General features: G+C 69.4%; 16 protein-coding genes, 1 tRNA gene and 1 riboswitch. Of the genes, 11 read left to right on the forward strand and 6 right to left on the reverse strand.

Annotated elements, in window-relative coordinates; genetic code table 11:
- Positions 1-36 precede the first annotated feature (36 nt).
- The gene (locus AB0H82_RS00550; RefSeq protein ID WP_362987225.1) at positions 37-1,350 is read right to left on the reverse strand and encodes a PTS transporter subunit EIIC; all 1,314 of its coding nucleotides are present in this window, start codon (positions 1,348-1,350) and stop codon (positions 37-39) included.
- A gap of 224 nt (positions 1,351-1,574) precedes the next feature.
- On the opposite strand from AB0H82_RS00550, the gene AB0H82_RS00555 reads away from it, so the two are divergent.
- The 4 genes from AB0H82_RS00555 to rdgB all read left to right on the forward strand — a co-directional run bounded on the left by AB0H82_RS00555 (position 1,575) and on the right by rdgB (position 3,883).
- On the forward strand, positions 1,575-1,850 hold the full coding sequence (locus AB0H82_RS00555) for a PTS glucose/sucrose transporter subunit IIB (RefSeq protein WP_362987698.1): 276 nt from the start codon (positions 1,575-1,577) through the stop codon (positions 1,848-1,850).
- A gap of 135 nt (positions 1,851-1,985) precedes the next feature.
- Complete coding sequence (rph, locus tag AB0H82_RS00560) at positions 1,986-2,729, forward strand: ribonuclease PH (RefSeq protein ID WP_362987227.1); 744 nt, start codon at positions 1,986-1,988, stop codon at positions 2,727-2,729.
- 114 nt (positions 2,730-2,843) lie between these two features.
- On the forward strand, positions 2,844-3,239 hold the full coding sequence (locus AB0H82_RS00565; protein WP_362987229.1) for a hypothetical protein: 396 nt from the start codon (positions 2,844-2,846) through the stop codon (positions 3,237-3,239).
- Positions 3,240-3,280: 41 nt separating this feature from the next.
- Positions 3,281-3,883 carry an RdgB/HAM1 family non-canonical purine NTP pyrophosphatase gene (gene rdgB / locus AB0H82_RS00570; protein ID WP_362987231.1) on the forward strand — a complete coding sequence of 201 codons (603 nt, stop codon included), beginning with the start codon at positions 3,281-3,283 and terminating at the stop codon, positions 3,881-3,883.
- 72 nt (positions 3,884-3,955) lie between these two features.
- Here the strand turns inward: rdgB and AB0H82_RS00575 are convergent.
- From AB0H82_RS00575 to bcp, 3 genes are all read right to left on the reverse strand, one after another.
- Positions 3,956-4,039: transfer RNA gene (locus AB0H82_RS00575), tRNA-Leu, on the reverse strand.
- 68 nt (positions 4,040-4,107) lie between these two features.
- A complete protein-coding gene (gene proP, locus AB0H82_RS00580; RefSeq protein ID WP_362987233.1) occupies positions 4,108-5,610 on the reverse strand; it encodes a glycine betaine/L-proline transporter ProP in 1,503 nt (500 codons plus the stop codon).
- Positions 5,611-5,756: 146 nt separating this feature from the next.
- Positions 5,757-6,224: a thioredoxin-dependent thiol peroxidase gene (gene bcp, locus AB0H82_RS00585; protein WP_362987235.1), complete on the reverse strand. Its 468-nt coding sequence runs from the start codon at positions 6,222-6,224 to the stop codon at positions 5,757-5,759.
- Between the two features lie 155 nt (positions 6,225-6,379).
- Between bcp and AB0H82_RS00590 the strand changes: the two genes are divergently transcribed.
- The 3 genes from AB0H82_RS00590 (at position 6,380) to AB0H82_RS00600 (ending at position 7,591) form a co-directional block, all read left to right on the forward strand.
- Positions 6,380-6,697, forward strand: a complete 318-nt coding sequence (locus AB0H82_RS00590; RefSeq protein ID WP_362987237.1) for a DUF3618 domain-containing protein — start codon at positions 6,380-6,382, stop codon at positions 6,695-6,697.
- 51 nt (positions 6,698-6,748) lie between these two features.
- The gene (locus AB0H82_RS00595; protein ID WP_362987239.1) at positions 6,749-7,102 is read left to right on the forward strand and encodes a co-chaperone GroES; all 354 of its coding nucleotides are present in this window, start codon (positions 6,749-6,751) and stop codon (positions 7,100-7,102) included.
- Positions 7,103-7,161: 59 nt separating this feature from the next.
- A riboswitch (guanidine-III (ykkC-III) riboswitch) is annotated at positions 7,162-7,223 on the forward strand.
- A gap of 47 nt (positions 7,224-7,270) precedes the next feature.
- On the forward strand, positions 7,271-7,591 hold the full coding sequence (locus AB0H82_RS00600; protein WP_361166116.1) for a multidrug efflux SMR transporter: 321 nt from the start codon (positions 7,271-7,273) through the stop codon (positions 7,589-7,591).
- 27 nt (positions 7,592-7,618) lie between these two features.
- On the opposite strand, the gene AB0H82_RS00605 is transcribed toward AB0H82_RS00600, so the two are convergent.
- Positions 7,619-9,895, reverse strand: coding sequence for a transglycosylase domain-containing protein (locus AB0H82_RS00605; protein WP_362987700.1), 2,277 nt, complete (start codon positions 9,893-9,895; stop codon positions 7,619-7,621).
- 468 nt (positions 9,896-10,363) lie between these two features.
- Here AB0H82_RS00605 and AB0H82_RS00610 point away from each other — a divergent pair, with 468 nt between their 5' ends.
- The 4 genes from AB0H82_RS00610 to AB0H82_RS00625 are packed head-to-tail and all read left to right on the forward strand — an operon-like array spanning position 10,364 to position 13,750.
- Positions 10,364-11,185, forward strand: coding sequence for an ABC-2 family transporter protein (locus tag AB0H82_RS00610; RefSeq protein ID WP_362987241.1), 822 nt, complete (start codon positions 10,364-10,366; stop codon positions 11,183-11,185).
- Positions 11,178-12,041, forward strand: a complete 864-nt coding sequence (locus AB0H82_RS00615; protein ID WP_362987243.1) for an ABC transporter permease — start codon at positions 11,178-11,180, stop codon at positions 12,039-12,041. The genes AB0H82_RS00610 and AB0H82_RS00615 overlap by 8 nt, the downstream gene beginning before the upstream one ends.
- 6 nt (positions 12,042-12,047) lie before the next feature.
- The gene (locus tag AB0H82_RS00620) at positions 12,048-13,019 is read left to right on the forward strand and encodes an ABC transporter ATP-binding protein (protein WP_362987245.1); all 972 of its coding nucleotides are present in this window, start codon (positions 12,048-12,050) and stop codon (positions 13,017-13,019) included.
- Positions 13,020-13,030: 11 nt separating this feature from the next.
- Positions 13,031-13,750, forward strand: a complete 720-nt coding sequence (locus AB0H82_RS00625) for a DUF1707 domain-containing protein (RefSeq protein ID WP_362987247.1) — start codon at positions 13,031-13,033, stop codon at positions 13,748-13,750.
- A 165-nt stretch (positions 13,751-13,915) separates the two neighbouring features.
- Here the strand turns inward: AB0H82_RS00625 and AB0H82_RS00630 are convergent, their stop codons facing one another.
- Positions 13,916-15,238, reverse strand: coding sequence for an SGNH/GDSL hydrolase family protein (locus tag AB0H82_RS00630; protein WP_362987249.1), 1,323 nt, complete (start codon positions 15,236-15,238; stop codon positions 13,916-13,918).
- Positions 15,239-15,241: the final 3 nt, after the last annotated feature.

The following is a 15,241-nucleotide window of genomic DNA, read 5'->3' on the forward strand; positions in this document are numbered from 1 at the left end:
CGCAGGCAGTTACTCCTCGGTAGTTACACCTTGGTGTCACGCCTTGGTCTGCTCCCGGTCCTCGGCCTCCGCCTCCTCCTCCGGTTCACGGCCGGGCGTGTGCAGATCGAACTTCGTGATGACGAAGCGGAACAGCGCGTAGTACACGACGGCGAAGCACAGGCCGATCGGAATGATCAGCCATGGCTTCGTCGCCAGACTCCAGTTGATGACGTAGTCGATCAGGCCCGCCGAGAAGCTGAAGCCGTCCTTCACCCCCAGCGCCCACGTCACGGCCATCGAGACGCCGGTGAGCACCGCGTGGATCGCGTACAGGACCGGCGCGATGAAGAGGAACGAGTACTCGATCGGCTCGGTGATGCCCGTGACGAACGACGTCAGACCCACCGAGAGCATCAGGCCGCCGACCACCTTGCGGCGCTCGGGGCGCGCGCAGTGCGTGATCGCGAGAGCCGCTGCGGGCAGCGCGAACATCATGATGGGGAAGAAGCCCGAGGTGAACTGCCCCGCCGTCGGGTCGCCCGCCAGGAAGCGGTTGATGTCGCCGTGCACGACCGTGCCGTCCGGCTTGGTGTAGTCGCCGAACTGGAACCAGACGAACGTGTTCAGGAACTGGTGCAGGCCGACGGTGAGCAGCGCGCGGTTGGCGACACCGAAGATGCCCGAACCCAGCCAGCCGAGGTCGACGAGCCACTTGGAGAAGCTGGTCAGCGCGTCGCCGATGGGCGGCCAGATCCAGACGCAGAGACCGGCGAAGACCAGGCCGACGAAGGCCATGATGATCGGCACGAGGCGGCGGCCGTTGAAGAAGCCGAGCCAGTCGACCAGCTTCACGCGGTGGTAGCGCTGCCAGAACCAGGCGGCGAGCAGCCCCATCACGATGCCGCCGAACACCCCCGGATTCTGGTACGCGGCCTGCGCCACCGTCCCGTCCTCCGCCACGCACACCCCGCTCCACATGCCCGCGCTGCCGAACACGGTGTCCTGCGGGCAGTCGTCGGGGAAGGCGCGCAGCACCCCGTAGTAGACGAGGAACCCCGCGACCGCCGCGAGGGCCGTGGAGCCGTCCGCCTTCTTCGCCATGCCGATCGCGACACCGATGCAGAACAGCAGCGGCAGGCCGAGCGTGGAGTCGAGCAGCGAACCGCCCGCCGCCGCGAAGACCTTGGCGACGTTCGTCCAGCCGAGGCCGTCGTCGCCGAACACGTCGGGCTGTCCGAGGCGGTTCAGGATGCCGGCGGCGGGCAGCACCGCGATGGGCAGCTGGAGGCTGCGGCCCATCTTCTGCAGGCCCTGGAACAGGCCGTTCCACCACTTCTTCTGCGGCACCGTCGCGGCTGGGGAACTCATCGGCGTCCCTCCTGGAACAAGCCAGGTTTGGCGGTCGTTGAAAACTGGTGTAGACCAGTTTCGGAACGGGTGGGAGTGCCGCCCGATGAGGGACGGCACCTTGAGCGTCATCATTGGGCACGACTGCCGTATCCGCTCGCGAAGATGGTCCAACCGTGCGTTACGGTGACAAAGCGGACCAGCGGTCGGTCGCGGCCGCGTCCTACGGCTGCGTCTCCCGGGGGTTGCCCCGGACCCCCAGCCGCAAGAAACACAGGGAGAAACACATGGCCAGCAAGGCTGAGAAGATCGTTGCCGGGCTCGGCGGCATCGACAACATCGAAGAGGTCGAGGGCTGCATCACCCGCCTCCGCACCGAGGTCAAGGACCCCGCTCTCGTCGATGACGCGGCCCTCAAGGCCGCCGGCGCCCACGGCGTCGTCAAGATGGGCACCGCCGTCCAGGTCGTCATCGGCACCGACGCCGACCCCATCGCGGCGGACATCGAAGACATGATGTGAGACACGGGACCTGAGTGACCGGTCCTGAGCCACCTGACTCGATCCACCGGACTCGATCCACCGGACTCACTCGTGAGGGCCCCTCCCCGCCCAAGGGGAAGGGGCCCTCACCCATGTCCGGATAGGCTCGGGCCCATGTCCTCAACGCCCCGCATCGACGGCCGCACCCCCGAACAGCTCCGCCCCGTCACCATCGAACGCGGCTGGAGCAAGCACGCCGAGGGCTCCGTCCTCATCTCCTTCGGCGACACCAAGGTCTTCTGCACCGCCTCCGTCACCGAAGGCGTCCCGCGCTGGCGCAAGGGCAGCGGCGAGGGCTGGGTCACCGCCGAGTACTCCATGCTTCCCCGCTCCACCAACACCCGCGGCGACCGCGAGTCCGTCCGTGGCAAGATCGGCGGCCGCACCCACGAGATCAGCCGCCTCATCGGCCGCTCACTCCGCGCCGTCATCGACTACAAGGCCCTCGGCGAGAACACCATCGTCCTCGACTGCGACGTCCTCCAGGCCGACGGCGGCACCCGCACCGCCGCCATCACCGGCGCGTACGTGGCGCTCGCCGACGCCGTCGCCTGGGCCCAGGGCAAGAAGATCGTCAAGGCCGGCCGCAAGCCCCTCACCGACACCGTCAGCGCCGTCTCCGTCGGCATCGTCGGCGGCGTACCGCTCCTCGACCTCTGCTACGAGGAAGACGTGAAGGCCGACACCGACATGAACGTCGTCTGCACCGGCGACGGACGCTTCGTCGAGGTCCAGGGCACCGCCGAAGCCGAGCCCTTCGCCCGCAAGGAGCTCAACGCGCTCCTCGACCTCGCGGTCGGCGGCTGCGAGGACCTCGCCGCGTTCCAGCGCGAGGCGCTGGAGGCGACGCGCCAGTGATGAGCGCGACGTAGGTCACGCAAGCAACCAACAACCCCCTGCCGGGCGTTGTTACGAGTACGGGCGCGCGGGCAAAGCCGCGCGCTCGTCCACACCCTGGGGAGGGACCGAACCATGGCCGCGCGCCACCGACGTATCGCCACCGCCGTCGTCACAGCCCTGATCGTCATCCCGGCCGGTGCCGGCCTCGTCGGCTGCGACGCCGTCTCGAAGGCACTGGACTGCGTCCAGACCGCCGACACGATCGCCGACAGCGTCACCGACCTGCAGACGGCCGTCGAGAACGCCGGGGACAACCCGGCCGAGGCGGACAGGGCACTCGACGACATCGGCAAGAACCTCGACAAGATCGGCGACAAGACCGACAACACCGACGTCAACAAGGCCGTCGACGACCTCGACAAGGCCGTCGACAACGTCCGCGACGCCATCGACAAGGGCGACGCCACCCCTGACGTCTCCGGGGTCACCGACGCGGCCGGCGAACTGACGAAGGTCTGCACGCCGTAGGGGAGCGGGGCACCCCCGAGGGACTCGGGATACTGGGGGGCATGACCCGCCTCATCCTCGCCACCCGCAACACCGGCAAGATCACGGAACTCAGGGCGATCCTCGCCGACGCAGGCCTCACGCACGAGCTCGTCGGCGCGGACGCCTACCCCGAGATCCCCGACGTCAAGGAAACCGGCGTCACCTTCGCCGAGAACGCCCTCCTCAAGGCCCACGCCCTCGCCAGGGCCACGGGCCTGCCCGCCGTCGCCGACGACTCCGGCCTCTGCGTCGACGTCCTCGGCGGCGCCCCCGGCATCTTCTCCGCCCGCTGGGCCGGCCGCCACGGCGACGACACCGCGAACCTGAACCTGCTCCTGGCCCAGCTCTCCGACATCTCCGCCCCCCACCGCACCGCCCACTTCGCCTGCGCCGCGGCCCTGGCCCTCCCCGACGGCACGGAACGCGTGGTCGAGGGCCACCTCCGCGGCACCCTCCGCACGACCCCCGCGGGCACGGGCGGCTTCGGCTACGACCCGATCCTCCAGCCGGACGGCGAGACCCGCACATGCGCGGAGCTGACGCCGGACGAAAAGAACGCGATCAGCCATCGCGGGAAGGCGTTCCGGGCGCTGGCGCCGGTGGTGGGGGAGTTGCTGCGCTGAGCAGCGCAGAGAAGCTGAGCAGCGCACAGAAATGGCCTGCGCATCAATTCTTTGATGCGCAGGCCATTCGTGTGCGGCGGAAGGGATTCGAACCCTCAAGCCCGATCAAGGGCCACAGATCCTAAGTCTGCTGCGTCGCCGTTGCGCCACCGCCGCCAGCCGCCTGCCATCGTACCGGGCAGACGGCCGGCGGCTGATCGCGGGATTCCACCACAGGGGCGAGGTCAGAACCTCGGTGCTGTTGCCTGGGCCTCGACCATTTCTGCTGCCTCCTCCTTCGTTTCGACCGAAGGGGGTGAACCCGACAGCGGCTTCTGGGCCGTTTCCTTCATGCAGGCCACCGCGATGACGCCGACCAGGGCCGCCGCCATCGAGTAGTACGCCGGGACCATGTCCGTGCCCGTGATGCTGATCAGGGATGTGATCACCAGGGGGGCCGTGCCGCCGAAGAGGGAGGCGGAGAGGTTGTAGCCGACGGAGAGGGAGCCGTAGCGGACCGAGGTGGGGAAGAGGGCGGGCAGGGTCGCCGACATCGTGCCGAGGAGGCAGACGAGGGAGAGGCCCAGGAGGAGCATGCCGGCGGAGACCGCAAGGAGGCTGCCCTGCTTGATCAGGAGGAAGGCGGGGACCGAGAGGACCAGGAAGCTCAGCATGCCCGTCATCAGGAGGGGCTTGCGGCCGAAGCGGTCCGAGAGCTTGCCGACCTGATTCATGATCAGCATCAGGACGATCATCGTGCCGATGAGGATCAGCAGGCCGTGCGAGTCGTCGTAGCCCAGCTCGTCGGAGAGGTACGTCGGCATGTAGGACAGGAGCATGTAGTCCGTGACGTTGTACGCGCCGACCAGTGCGATGCAGAGGATCAGCGTCGGCCAGTAGTCGCGGAAGATCTTCGCCAGGTCGCCCTTGGCCGTGGTCTCGACGGTCGAGGCGCCCTCGCTCGCCGCGTGGAACGTCGCGTCCTCCATCTTCTGGAAGGCCGGGGTCTCGTCCAGCTTCAGCCGGAGGTAGAGGCCGACGAGGCCGAGCGGGCCCGCGACGAGGAACGGGATGCGCCAGCCCCAGGACTCCATGGCGTCGGAGCCGAGCGTGGTGTTCAGGATGAGGACCAGGCCCGCCGCACCCGTGTAGCCGGCCAGCGTGCCGAGCTCAAGGAAGCTGCCGAAGTAGCCGCGCCGCTTGTCGGGGGCGTACTCGGCGATGAAGGTCGAGGCGCCGCCGTACTCACCGCCCGTCGAGAAGCCCTGCACCAGGCGGAAGAAGATCAGCAGGACCGGCGCCCAGAAGCCGATCGTCGCGTAGGACGGGATCAGGCCGATGGCGAGCGTGCCGATCGCCATCATGATCATCGTCAGGGCGAGGACCTTCTTGCGGCCGATCTTGTCGCCCATCGGGCCGAAGACCATGCCGCCGATGGGGCGGACCAGGAAGGACACCGCGAAGGTCGCGAAGGAGGAGATCAGCTGTGCCGTGTCGTTCCCGGACGGGAAGAACACGTGGCCGATGGTGACGGCCAGATAGCTGTAGATGCCGAAGTCGAACCATTCCATGGCGTTGCCGAGCGAGGCCGCTTTGACGGCCCGCTTGACCGCGGCCTCGTCCGTGACGGTGATGTCCGTGCGGCGCAGGGGAGGGTTCCTGCGGCGTTTCACGGCCCGGAACAGGGTCCGGTGACGTCTCATCGCCTCGGGGTCGGCCTCGGCTTCGAGCTCTTCGTGGGCCGCCATGGAGTGGTTCCTTTCGTTCTTCGTACAAGTCCCCCGGGAGATCACTTGCTCGAAGATGGCCGATGCAAACGAAAGCCCCCCGCGAACGCGGAGGGGGGCTTCGTCACATCAGGCCGGTCACATCAGGCGCAGGAGGCCGGAGCGGCTCAGACGCCGAGATCCTTGATGATCTTCGCTACGTGGCCCGTCGCCTTCACGTTGTAGAACGCGTGCTCGACCTTGCCCTGCTCGTCGACCACCACGGTCGAGCGGATCACGCCGGTCACCGTCTTGCCGTACAGCTTCTTCTCGCCGAAGGCGCCGTACGCCTCCAGGGTCTCCTTGGAGGGGTCGCCGACCAGCGTGACCTTGAGGTTCTCCTGCTCACGGAACTTGGCGAGCTTCTCCGGCTTGTCCGGCGACACGCCGATCACGTCGTAACCCGCGGCGGCGAGCACGTCGAGGTTGTCCGTGAAGTCGCAGGCCTGCTTCGTGCAGCCGGGGGTGAGGGCGGCCGGGTAGAAGTAGACGATGACCTTGCGGCCCTTGTGGTCGGCCAGCGAGACGTCCTTGCCGTCGGCGTCGGGCAGGGTGAAGGCGGGGGCGGTGTCGCCGGGCTGCAGTCGCTCGCTCATGGTCGGTCTCCTCGTACGGGTGCTCGCTAAGGGTCGGGTGACGGAGTCGAGCGTAATAGGGGTGCCGTGGGGTGCGGTGAGCGCGAAGCTGACAGACTGTGGTCAGAGTTTCAGAGTTCACGTCCCATCATCGATACGACCACGGAGGCAGCGCGGTGTCGGATGCCAGGACCCCTGCGCAGATCGAGGCGGACATCAAGCGCCGGCGCGACCAGCTGGCCGAGACCCTCGACGAGATCGGGGTGCGCGTCCACCCGAAGACGATCGTCGGTGACGCCAAGGCGAAGGTCGTCGCCGGCGTGGACAACTCCCTCGGCCGGGCGTACGTCGGAGCGAACCGCATCGTCTCGGACGTGCGGGGCCAGCTCGTCTCGGCGGACGGTTCGCCGCGCATCGAGCGGATCGTGCCGGTCGCCCTGGTGGCGGTGGGCCTCGTCGGGCTGCTCGTGGTGAGCTCGCGCCGACGTAAGTGAGTACGGACCCGGGAGCCCACGGCCCCGGCCCCGCCAGGTAGGTTCGGGGGCGTGAGCGAGAAGACGTCCCAGAGCCCCCACGACGACAAGCTGCCCATTCGCATGCTGCACGACCGCGTGCTCGTGCGGCAGGACACCAGCGAGGGCGAGCGGCGCTCAGGCGGCGGCATCCTGATCCCCGCGACCGCGGCCGTGGGCAAGCGGCTCGCCTGGGCCGAGGTGGTCGCGGTCGGGCAGAACGTCCGGACGGTCGAGCCGGGCGACCGGGTCCTGTACGACCCGGAGGACCGCGCCGAGGTCGAGGTGCGAGGCGTGGCCTACGTCCTCATGCGGGAGCGCGACCTGCACGCCGTGGCCGCCGACCGGTTCGAGGGGTCGGAGGACTCGACGGGCCTTTACCTGTAGCCAGGTACATGTGCCCGAGGGGCTGGTGACCATCGTCACCAGCCCTTACGCATGGGCTTTGCTACCTTGGAAGGACCCCGACGAGACGCGCCGTACCGGGTTATCGCAAAGACGACGCACCCCCATCAGGTAACGCGCTGAGCGTTTCTACTCGTCGGAGGTGCCGTCATGGCCTGGGTTCTGCTGATCGTCGCCGGTCTGCTCGAAGTGGGCTGGTCGATCGGGATGAAGTACACGGACGGCTTCACGCGGCTGTGGCCCAGCCTGTTCACGGGCGTGGGCATCGTCGCCAGCATGATGCTGTTGTCGCAGGCCGCCAAGACGCTGCCCATCGGTACGGCGTACGGCGTGTGGGTCGGCATCGGAGCGGCCGGTGCGGCGGTGCTCGGCATGGTGATCCTGGGTGAGCCGGTCACCGCCGCCCGGATCTTCTTCGTCTGCCTGCTGCTGGTGGCCGTGGTCGGCCTGAAGGCGACCTCGGGCCACTGAGCCGCCGCACCGATCCAAAGACGGGCCCTAGCCCTCCGGGAAGCCGATCGCGCCCCCGTCGTCCATGCCGCCGTCGGCCACCCCTCCTGCGTCGTCGGTGCCGCCCGTCGGCCCGCCCTGGGCGCCGCCGTCGGTCGGTCCGCCGTCGGCGGCGCCTCCGTCGGCGGCTCCGCCCGGGTCCTGGCCGCCGGCCGGTTCACCCGTCTGGCCGCCGTCCTGCCCACCTGTCTGACCGCCCGTCTGGCCGCCCCCGGTGTCCTGGTCCCCCGTGGTGGCGCCGCCGCCGGTGTCCTGGCCGCCGGTAGTGGTGCCGCCGTCCTGTCCGCCGCCGGTCTCGGTGCCGCCGTCCGTGGTGCCGCCGGTGCCGGGCTCGTCGACGCCGCCCGTCGTCGGGTCGGGCACCTCGGGCACGTCGGCGCCCTGTTCGAGCTCCAGGTCGAAGTCCTTGACGGGCTTGCCCTCCAGGGCGTCCTTGGTGAACTCGGCCCAGACGCGCGCCGGGTAGCCGCCGCCGTTGATGCGGGCCTCGCCGAGCGCGCCGTACAGCGGGGTGTGGGCGCCGGTCTCGGGGTCCTGGCCCATGACCGCGACGACCGTGGCGAGGTCGGGGGTGTAGCCCGCGAACCAGGCCGCCGTGTCGTTCTCCGCGGTGCCGGTCTTGCCCGCGGCCGGCCGGCCCGCGCCCTGCGCCGCCGTACCGGTGCCGCCCTGGACGACGCTCTGCAGGATCGAGGTGGTGGTGTCGGCGGCCTCACGGCTCACGGCCTGCCGGGTCTTCGGCTCCGGCAGCGTGATCTCGTCGCCGTCCTTGGTGATCTTCTCGACGAGCGTGTACGTGCCGTGCTTGCCGTGGTTCGCCAGTGTCGCGTACGCCTCGGTCATGTCGAGGACGCTCGCGGTGGACGGGCCGAGCGCGATCGACGGGGACGCGGTGAGGTCGGGGGTGGTCCCGGGGACGCCGAGGGCGACGGCGGTGTCCTTGACCTTGTCGGAGCCGACGTCGACGGCCATCTGCGCGTACACCGAGTTCACGGACTTGTCGGTGGCGGTGCGGACGGTGATGTCGCCGTAGTTGACGTGGTCCTCGTTCTCGGGGGCGTACGTCCCGCCGCTCCAGCCCTGGACGGGGCGCTTGTTCGTGCCGTCGTAGACGGTGTTCGGGGTGATCGGGCGGCCGTCCTGGGTGACCGAGCCGTTCTCCACCGCGGAGGTGAACACGAACGGCTTGAACGTGGATCCGACCTGGTAGTCGCGGCGGGTCGCGTTGTTGACGTACTGCTTGGTGTAGTCGATGCCCCCGTACATGGCGACGACCTTGCCGGTGGCCGGGTCGATGGAGGCACCGCCCGCGCGGACGTTGCGGTCGACCTTGCGGGCGTCCTTGTCGACCTTCGACATGACCTCCTCGTCGACGGCCTTCTTGAAGGCTTCCTGGCGGTCCTTCTGGAGGGTCGTGGTGATGCGGTAGCCGCCCTTGGCGAGGGTGTCCTCTTCGATGATCTTGTTGGCGGTGAGGTAGTCCTCGACGGCCTTCACGACATAGCCGCGCTGCCCCGAGAGGCCCGCCGCGCCCTTGGCCTCGTCGGGCATCGGGAACTTCGTCTTCGCCCGGTCGGACCGGCTGAGCCAGCCCTCCTTGACCATGCCGTCCAGGACGTAGTTCCAGCGGCCCGCGGCGCGCGGCTTGTTCTCGGGGTGCGTGGCGACGTCGTAGGCGTTGGGGGAGTTGAGGAGGGTGGCGAGATAGGCGCCCTGGCCGACCGTGAGGTCCTGGACGTTCTTGCCGTAGTAGGCCTGGGCCGCGGCCTGGACGCCGTACGCGTTGCGGCCGAAGTAGCTGGTGTTGAGGTAGCCCTCAAGGATGTCGTTCTTGCTCACCTCGCGGTCCAGCTTGATCGAGATGAAGAACTCCTTCACCTTGCGGGTGACCGTCTGCTCCTGGCCCAGGTAGTAGTTCTTCACGTACTGCTGGGTGATCGTCGAGCCGGACTGCTTGCCCTTGCCGGTGACCGTGTTCCAGGCCGCGCGGATCATCGCCTTCGGGTCGACCGCGGACTCGCCGTAGAAGTCGCGGTCCTCGGCGGCGAGCACGGCGTGCTGGACGGTGAGCGGGACCTGCTTGAGCGGCACCTTCTCGCGGTTGACCTCGCCGTCGCGGGCGATCTGGGTGCCGTCGGAGTACAGGTAGACGTTGCTCTGCTTGGTGGCGGCGGCGTTCGCCGGCGGGATGTCGACCAGCATGTAGCCCGCCATGAAGCCGCCGACGCACAGCAGGATGATCAGGATGAAGCCGCCGAGGACCATGCGCCAGGTCGGGAAGATGCGCCGCCAGCCCTTGCGCTTGGGACGCTTGGGCTTCTTGGCTTTCTTGCCGTCGACGGAGGCCGCAGGGACTGCGGAGGCCGTGGAGGCCTCGGAGGCTGCCGGAGCCGCCTTGGCGGGGGTCGCCCCGGCGGGAGTCGTGTCGTCGGCGGTCGCCGCGTCCTCGGGCGTGCCCTGCGGCTCCCCGGGCTCCCGGCCCTGGCGTCCGGCAGGACCCTGCTGCTGCGGCTCGTCACTCATGTCTTGCGGAACTCCCGGTTAGCGTCGTACGTCCAGCACGCCTCGTAAACCCCGTGGCAACCCCCACTGCCACCCCATTGCACACCCTGGTCACACGCGTGCGTGACCAGGCACGCGCCCGCACGCCGAAAATGCCTGGCACGAGCGACCCCGATCGCACTAGGCTCCAGCGCTTTGGCCCGGTTCGGGACGAAGCCCACGGTGAAAGGGATGCTCGTGCGTGCAGGACGGTTCCGTTTGTACGCGGCCGTCACCGGAGGAAGCTTCCGCAGGTACGCCACGTATCGGGTGGCGACGGCTGCGGGGGTGTTCACCAACACGGTCTTCGGACTCATTCTCGCCTACACCTACGTGGCGCTCTGGGACGAGCGCCCCGGCCTCGGCGGCTACGACCAGTCACAGGCGCTCACCTACGTCTGGCTGGGCCAGGGCCTGCTGACCACGATGGCGCTGATGGGCGGCGGCTTCGAGAGCGAGCTGATCGAGCGGATCCGCACCGGGGACATCGCCGTCGACCTCTACCGGCCCGCCGACCTCCAGGCCTGGTGGCTCGCCACCGACCTCGGCCGGGCCGCGTTCCAGCTGCTCGGACGCGGAATCGTACCGATGATCTTCGGCGCGCTCGTCTTCGATCTGACGCTGCCGCCGGACGCGCTGGGCTGGCTGGCGTTCCTGGTCGCCGTCGTGCTCGGCACGGTGGTCAGCTTCGCGATCCGGTTCCTGGTGGCGCTCTCCGCCTTCTGGCTGATGGACGGCGCCGGCACCACCCAGGTGGCGATGCTCGCGGGCACCTTCTTCTCCGGGATGCTGCTCCCGCTGAACGTCTTCCCCGGCGCGCTCGGCGAGTTCGCCCGCGCGCTGCCCTGGTCGGCGCTGCTTCAGGTGCCCGCCGACGTGTTCCTCGGGGAGCGCTCGGGCGCCGGGCTGCTGCGGGTGTACGCCTTCCAGCTCGGCTGGGCGGCGGCGCTGCTCACGGCCGGGCGGCTGCTGCAGGGTGTGGCGACGCGAAGGGTGGTGGTCCAGGGTGGCTGACCTGCGACAGGCCCGCGAGAGGCTGTGCCAGGTGCGCGAGCGACTGGTCCAGGTGCGGGACGGGCTGCGTGTCTACCGGCTGATCTCCGCCATGTGGATCCGCTCCCTCATGGCGTACCGCGTGTCGTTCGCGATGACGGCGTTCGGCAACTTCGCGGTGACCGCGTTCGACTTCGTCGCGATCCTGCTGATGTTCTCCCAGGTGGACCGGCTCGGCGGGTACTCGCTCTCCGAGATCGCGTTCCTGTACGGCGCGTCGTGCACCGCGTTCGGCCTCGCCGACCTCGTCATCGGGTCCATGGACCGGCTCGGCAGGCGGGTGCGCGACGGCACGCTCGACACGCTCCTGGTGCGGCCCGCCCCGGTCATCGCGCAGGTCGCCGCCGACCGCTTCGGGCTGCACAGGATCGGCCGCCTCACGCAGGGCGCGCTGGTCCTCGCGTACGCGCTCGTGGTCCTGGACATCGACTGGACGCCGCTGAAGGTCCTGGTGGTGCCGCTGATGCTGCTGAGCGGGGCGGGCATCTTCGGGGCCGTGTTCGTGGCGGGCGGGGCCTTCCAGTTCCTGGCGCAGGACGCGGCCGAGGTGCAGAACGCCTTCACGTACGGCGGTACGACGCTGCTCCAGTATCCGCCGACCGTCTTCGCCAAGGACCTGGTGCGCGGCGTCACCTTCGTCCTGCCGCTCGCCTTCGTCAACTGGCTGCCCGCGCTGTACGTCCTCGGGCGGCCCTATCCGCTGGACCTGCCGACGTGGGTGGCGTTCACGCCGCCGCTGGTGGCCGCGGGGTGTCTCGCACTCGCCGGCCTCGCCTGGCGCACGGGTCTCCGTTCGTACCGCAGCACAGGGAGCTGAACTGTCGTGGAGAAGGATCTCATCGAGCTGGACGGCGTCGAGAAGGTCTTCGACGTACGCAGAAAGACGGGCTTCCTGCGGCGCGAGCGGCACGAGGTGCGAGCCGTCGACAACATCTCCTTCACCGTGCCGCGCGGCGAGATGGTGGGTTACATCGGCCCGAACGGCGCGGGCAAGTCGACGACGATCAAGATGCTGACGGGCATCCTCACGCCGAGCGGCGGCCGCCTGCGGGTGGCGGGCATCGACCCGTCGCGGGAGCGCGCGAAGCTCGCCCGCCGCATCGGCGTGGTCTTCGGCCAGCGCACGACGCTGTGGTGGGATCTGCCGCTGATCGACTCGTACCGCCTGATGCACCGCATGTACCGCATCCCGGACGCCCGTTACGCCGAGAACCTCGACCGCTGTGTGGAACTCCTGGAACTCTCCGCCCTGTTGGACGTCCCGGTGCGCCAGCTCTCCCTCGGCCAGCGCATGCGCGGCGACATCGCGGCGGCGCTGCTGCACGACCCCGAGGTGCTGTACCTGGACGAGCCGACGATCGGCCTGGACGTGATCAGCAAGGCGAAGGTCCGTGGTTTCCTGCGGGACTTGAACGAGGAGGCGGGGACGACGGTCCTCCTCACCACCCACGACCTGACCGACATCGAGCAGCTCTGCAAGCGGGTGATGGTGATCGACCACGGGCGTCTGATGTACGACGGACCGCTGGCGGGCCTGCACGAGGTGGGCGAGAGCGAGCGCACGCTGGTGGTCGACTTCGAACGCGAACTCCCGCCGATCGCGGTGGAGTCGGATTCGGCACGGGTGGTGAAGGTCGAGGGGCCGCGGCAGTGGCTCGCCTTCCCGGCGGCGGAGTCGGCCGCTCCGCTTGTCGCGCGGATCGCGGCGCGCTATCCGCTGGCCGACCTCTCGGTCAGGGAACCGGACATCGAGGCGGTCATCGCGAAGATGTACGCGGAGAAGCCGACCTCGTAGGCTTCGTATTTATGAGTGACGACCGCCCCGATCTCCCCCGTCTCCCCGATCTCCCCGACCTGCGGGCATCGGACGCCGACCGTGAGCGGGTGGCCGAGCAGCTCCGGGACGCGATGGCCGAGGGCCGCCTCGACATGACGGAGTTCGAGGAGCGCCTGGACGCGACGTACAAGGCCCGTACGTACGGGGAGCTGGAGCCCCTCACGCGCGATCTGCCGTCGCACAGCGCCAAGGTGTCCATGGTGAAGCGGCCGGCCGGCGACAACCCCGCCGCCATCGACTGGGACGAGCGGATGACGGCCGGCGAACCGACGTCGACCCTCGGGATCGCCATCTGGAGCGGGTTCAGCCGGAAGGGCGGCTGGGTGGTCGGCCGTCAGTTCACCGGTTTCGCGCTGTGGGGCGGCGGCGACATCGACCTGCGTGAGGCACGGTTCACGGAGCGCGACGTCGAGATCCGCTGCTTCACGATCATGGGCGGCCTGCAGGTCACCGTGCCGCCCGAGATGACCGTCGTCGTCAAGGGCTTCGGCATCATGGGCGGCTTCGACGACCGGGCGACGGGCGAGGGCACACCCGACTCGCCCCGCGTCGTGGTCAAGGGTTTCGCCCTGATGGGCGGTGTAGGCGTGGACCGCAAGATCCGCAAGATCGAAAAACTCCGCCTGAAGGAAGAACGCCGCAGAGAAAAACTGGAACGCAAGCAGTCCCGCCGCCAGATCCACCCCTGAGCCCGCACGTGCGGTGCCGCCCGCCCCGGCCGGCCCAGGGGGCGCGGGGAACTGCGCGACTCCGGCTCCGGACGACCCGCGGGCGAGGTGCCGCCCGCGCCGGGTGGCCCAGGGGCGCGGGGAACTGCGCGACCAGCCACAACCGACCCGCAGACCAAGGACGGATCAGAGCTCGGCCGCGGCCGACCCCTTGAGGTGCGAGAGATTGAACGTCTCCGCCATCCGGCGGAACCCCGCATCGGACGGATGCAGATGATCCCCGGAGTCGTACAGCTTCCGCAGCCTCCGCGGATCGTACGGATCCCGCAACGCCCGGTCGAAGTCCACGACCTCGTCGAAGACCTTGCCCGAGCGGATCTCCGCGTTGACGGCCTGGCGCACGTCCTCCAAGGCGGGCTCGTACCCCCGGTGCCCCCCGAACGGCATGAGCGTCGCCCCGACGACCCGCAGCCCGCGCGTGTGCGCCTGCCGGGTCAGCTCGCGCAGCCCCTCGACGATGCGGTCGGGATCGTTCTGGTGCGGGTTGCGCAGGATGTCGTTGACGCCGAGCGCGATGACGACGGCCTTGACCCCGGTCCGGTCGAGCACGTCCCGGTCGAAGCGGGAGAGCCCGCTGGGGTTGACGGCGGGGTTGCCGTTCCCGTCGGAGAGGATGCGGTTGCCGCTGATGCCCTGGTTGGCGACGCCGTAGCGCGGCGCGCCCGACTCGGTGCGCAGCCGGTCGGCGAGGACGTCGGTCCAGCGCCGGTTGGCGCCCATCGTGGACGAGATGCCGTCGGTGATGGAGTCGCCGAAGACGACGACGGTGCCGTCGGTCTCGTTGCTGAGGACGTCCACCGCGGAGAGGTAGCGCCAGTACGGGCTCTGCTCGGTGTACGCGTCGCCGAGCTGGTCCTCGGTGCGGTCGCCCTCCGCGACGTAGCTGATCTGGCGCGCGTGCGGGTGGTAGGTGACCGGCCCGGAGGGGGTCGGCGAGTACGTCGTGACGAGCAGGTCCGCGTCGTGCGGGACGCGCAGCCGCGCCGCGTCGCTCATCACCTGGGCGCCCGGCGGGATCACCACCGACGTGTTGCCGTTGAAGGTGAGCCTGCGCAGCGTGCCGGCCGCCGCGGCGGGGCTGTTCGACGCGGAGGCGAGGGCGATCGAGGCGTGCGTGACGCTGAGCGGTGTGGTCCCGTACAGGTTCGAAAGGGTGATGCGGGCGCTGGTGCCGCCGACGCTGGTGTGCACGACGTTGCGGATCGAGCGGCCCGCGAACCCCTTCTGTGCCGTGCCCGGTTCGGACCCCGCGGGGGAGGCGGACCAGGAGCCGACCCAGATGCCGGAGGAGGCGGGTGCGGCGGAGTTGCGGGGGTTGCGGCCGCCGGCGCTGATGGTGTCCTGCGAGCCGTCGTCCGTGCCGGAGACGCCGACGTATATGGCGCCTGAAATCACCACTATGACCGCGAGAACCGCGGCGAGAAGGGCATAACCGTGTCGCTTGGTCATGCG

This window comes from Streptomyces sp. NPDC050732, from assembly GCF_040654255.1.
Classification (GTDB): domain Bacteria; phylum Actinomycetota; class Actinomycetes; order Streptomycetales; family Streptomycetaceae; genus Streptomyces.

Coding starts and splice junctions, on each gene's coding strand:
- AB0H82_RS00550 (WP_362987225.1), bottom strand. CDS start 1,350: ATGAGTTCCCCAGCCGCGACGGTGCCGCAGAAGAAGTGGTGGAACGGC.
- rph (WP_362987227.1), top strand. CDS start 1,986: ATGTCCTCAACGCCCCGCATCGACGGCCGCACCCCCGAACAGCTCCGC.
- AB0H82_RS00565 (WP_362987229.1), top strand. CDS start 2,844: ATGGCCGCGCGCCACCGACGTATCGCCACCGCCGTCGTCACAGCCCTG.
- rdgB (WP_362987231.1), top strand. CDS start 3,281: ATGACCCGCCTCATCCTCGCCACCCGCAACACCGGCAAGATCACGGAA.
- proP (WP_362987233.1), bottom strand. CDS start 5,610: ATGGCGGCCCACGAAGAGCTCGAAGCCGAGGCCGACCCCGAGGCGATG.
- bcp (WP_362987235.1), bottom strand. CDS start 6,224: ATGAGCGAGCGACTGCAGCCCGGCGACACCGCCCCCGCCTTCACCCTG.
- AB0H82_RS00600 (WP_361166116.1), top strand. CDS start 7,271: ATGGCCTGGGTTCTGCTGATCGTCGCCGGTCTGCTCGAAGTGGGCTGG.
- AB0H82_RS00605 (WP_362987700.1), bottom strand. CDS start 9,895: ATGGTCCTCGGCGGCTTCATCCTGATCATCCTGCTGTGCGTCGGCGGC.
- AB0H82_RS00610 (WP_362987241.1), top strand. CDS start 10,364: ATGCTCGTGCGTGCAGGACGGTTCCGTTTGTACGCGGCCGTCACCGGA.
- AB0H82_RS00625 (WP_362987247.1), top strand. CDS start 13,031: ATGAGTGACGACCGCCCCGATCTCCCCCGTCTCCCCGATCTCCCCGAC.
- AB0H82_RS00630 (WP_362987249.1), bottom strand. CDS start 15,238: ATGACCAAGCGACACGGTTATGCCCTTCTCGCCGCGGTTCTCGCGGTC.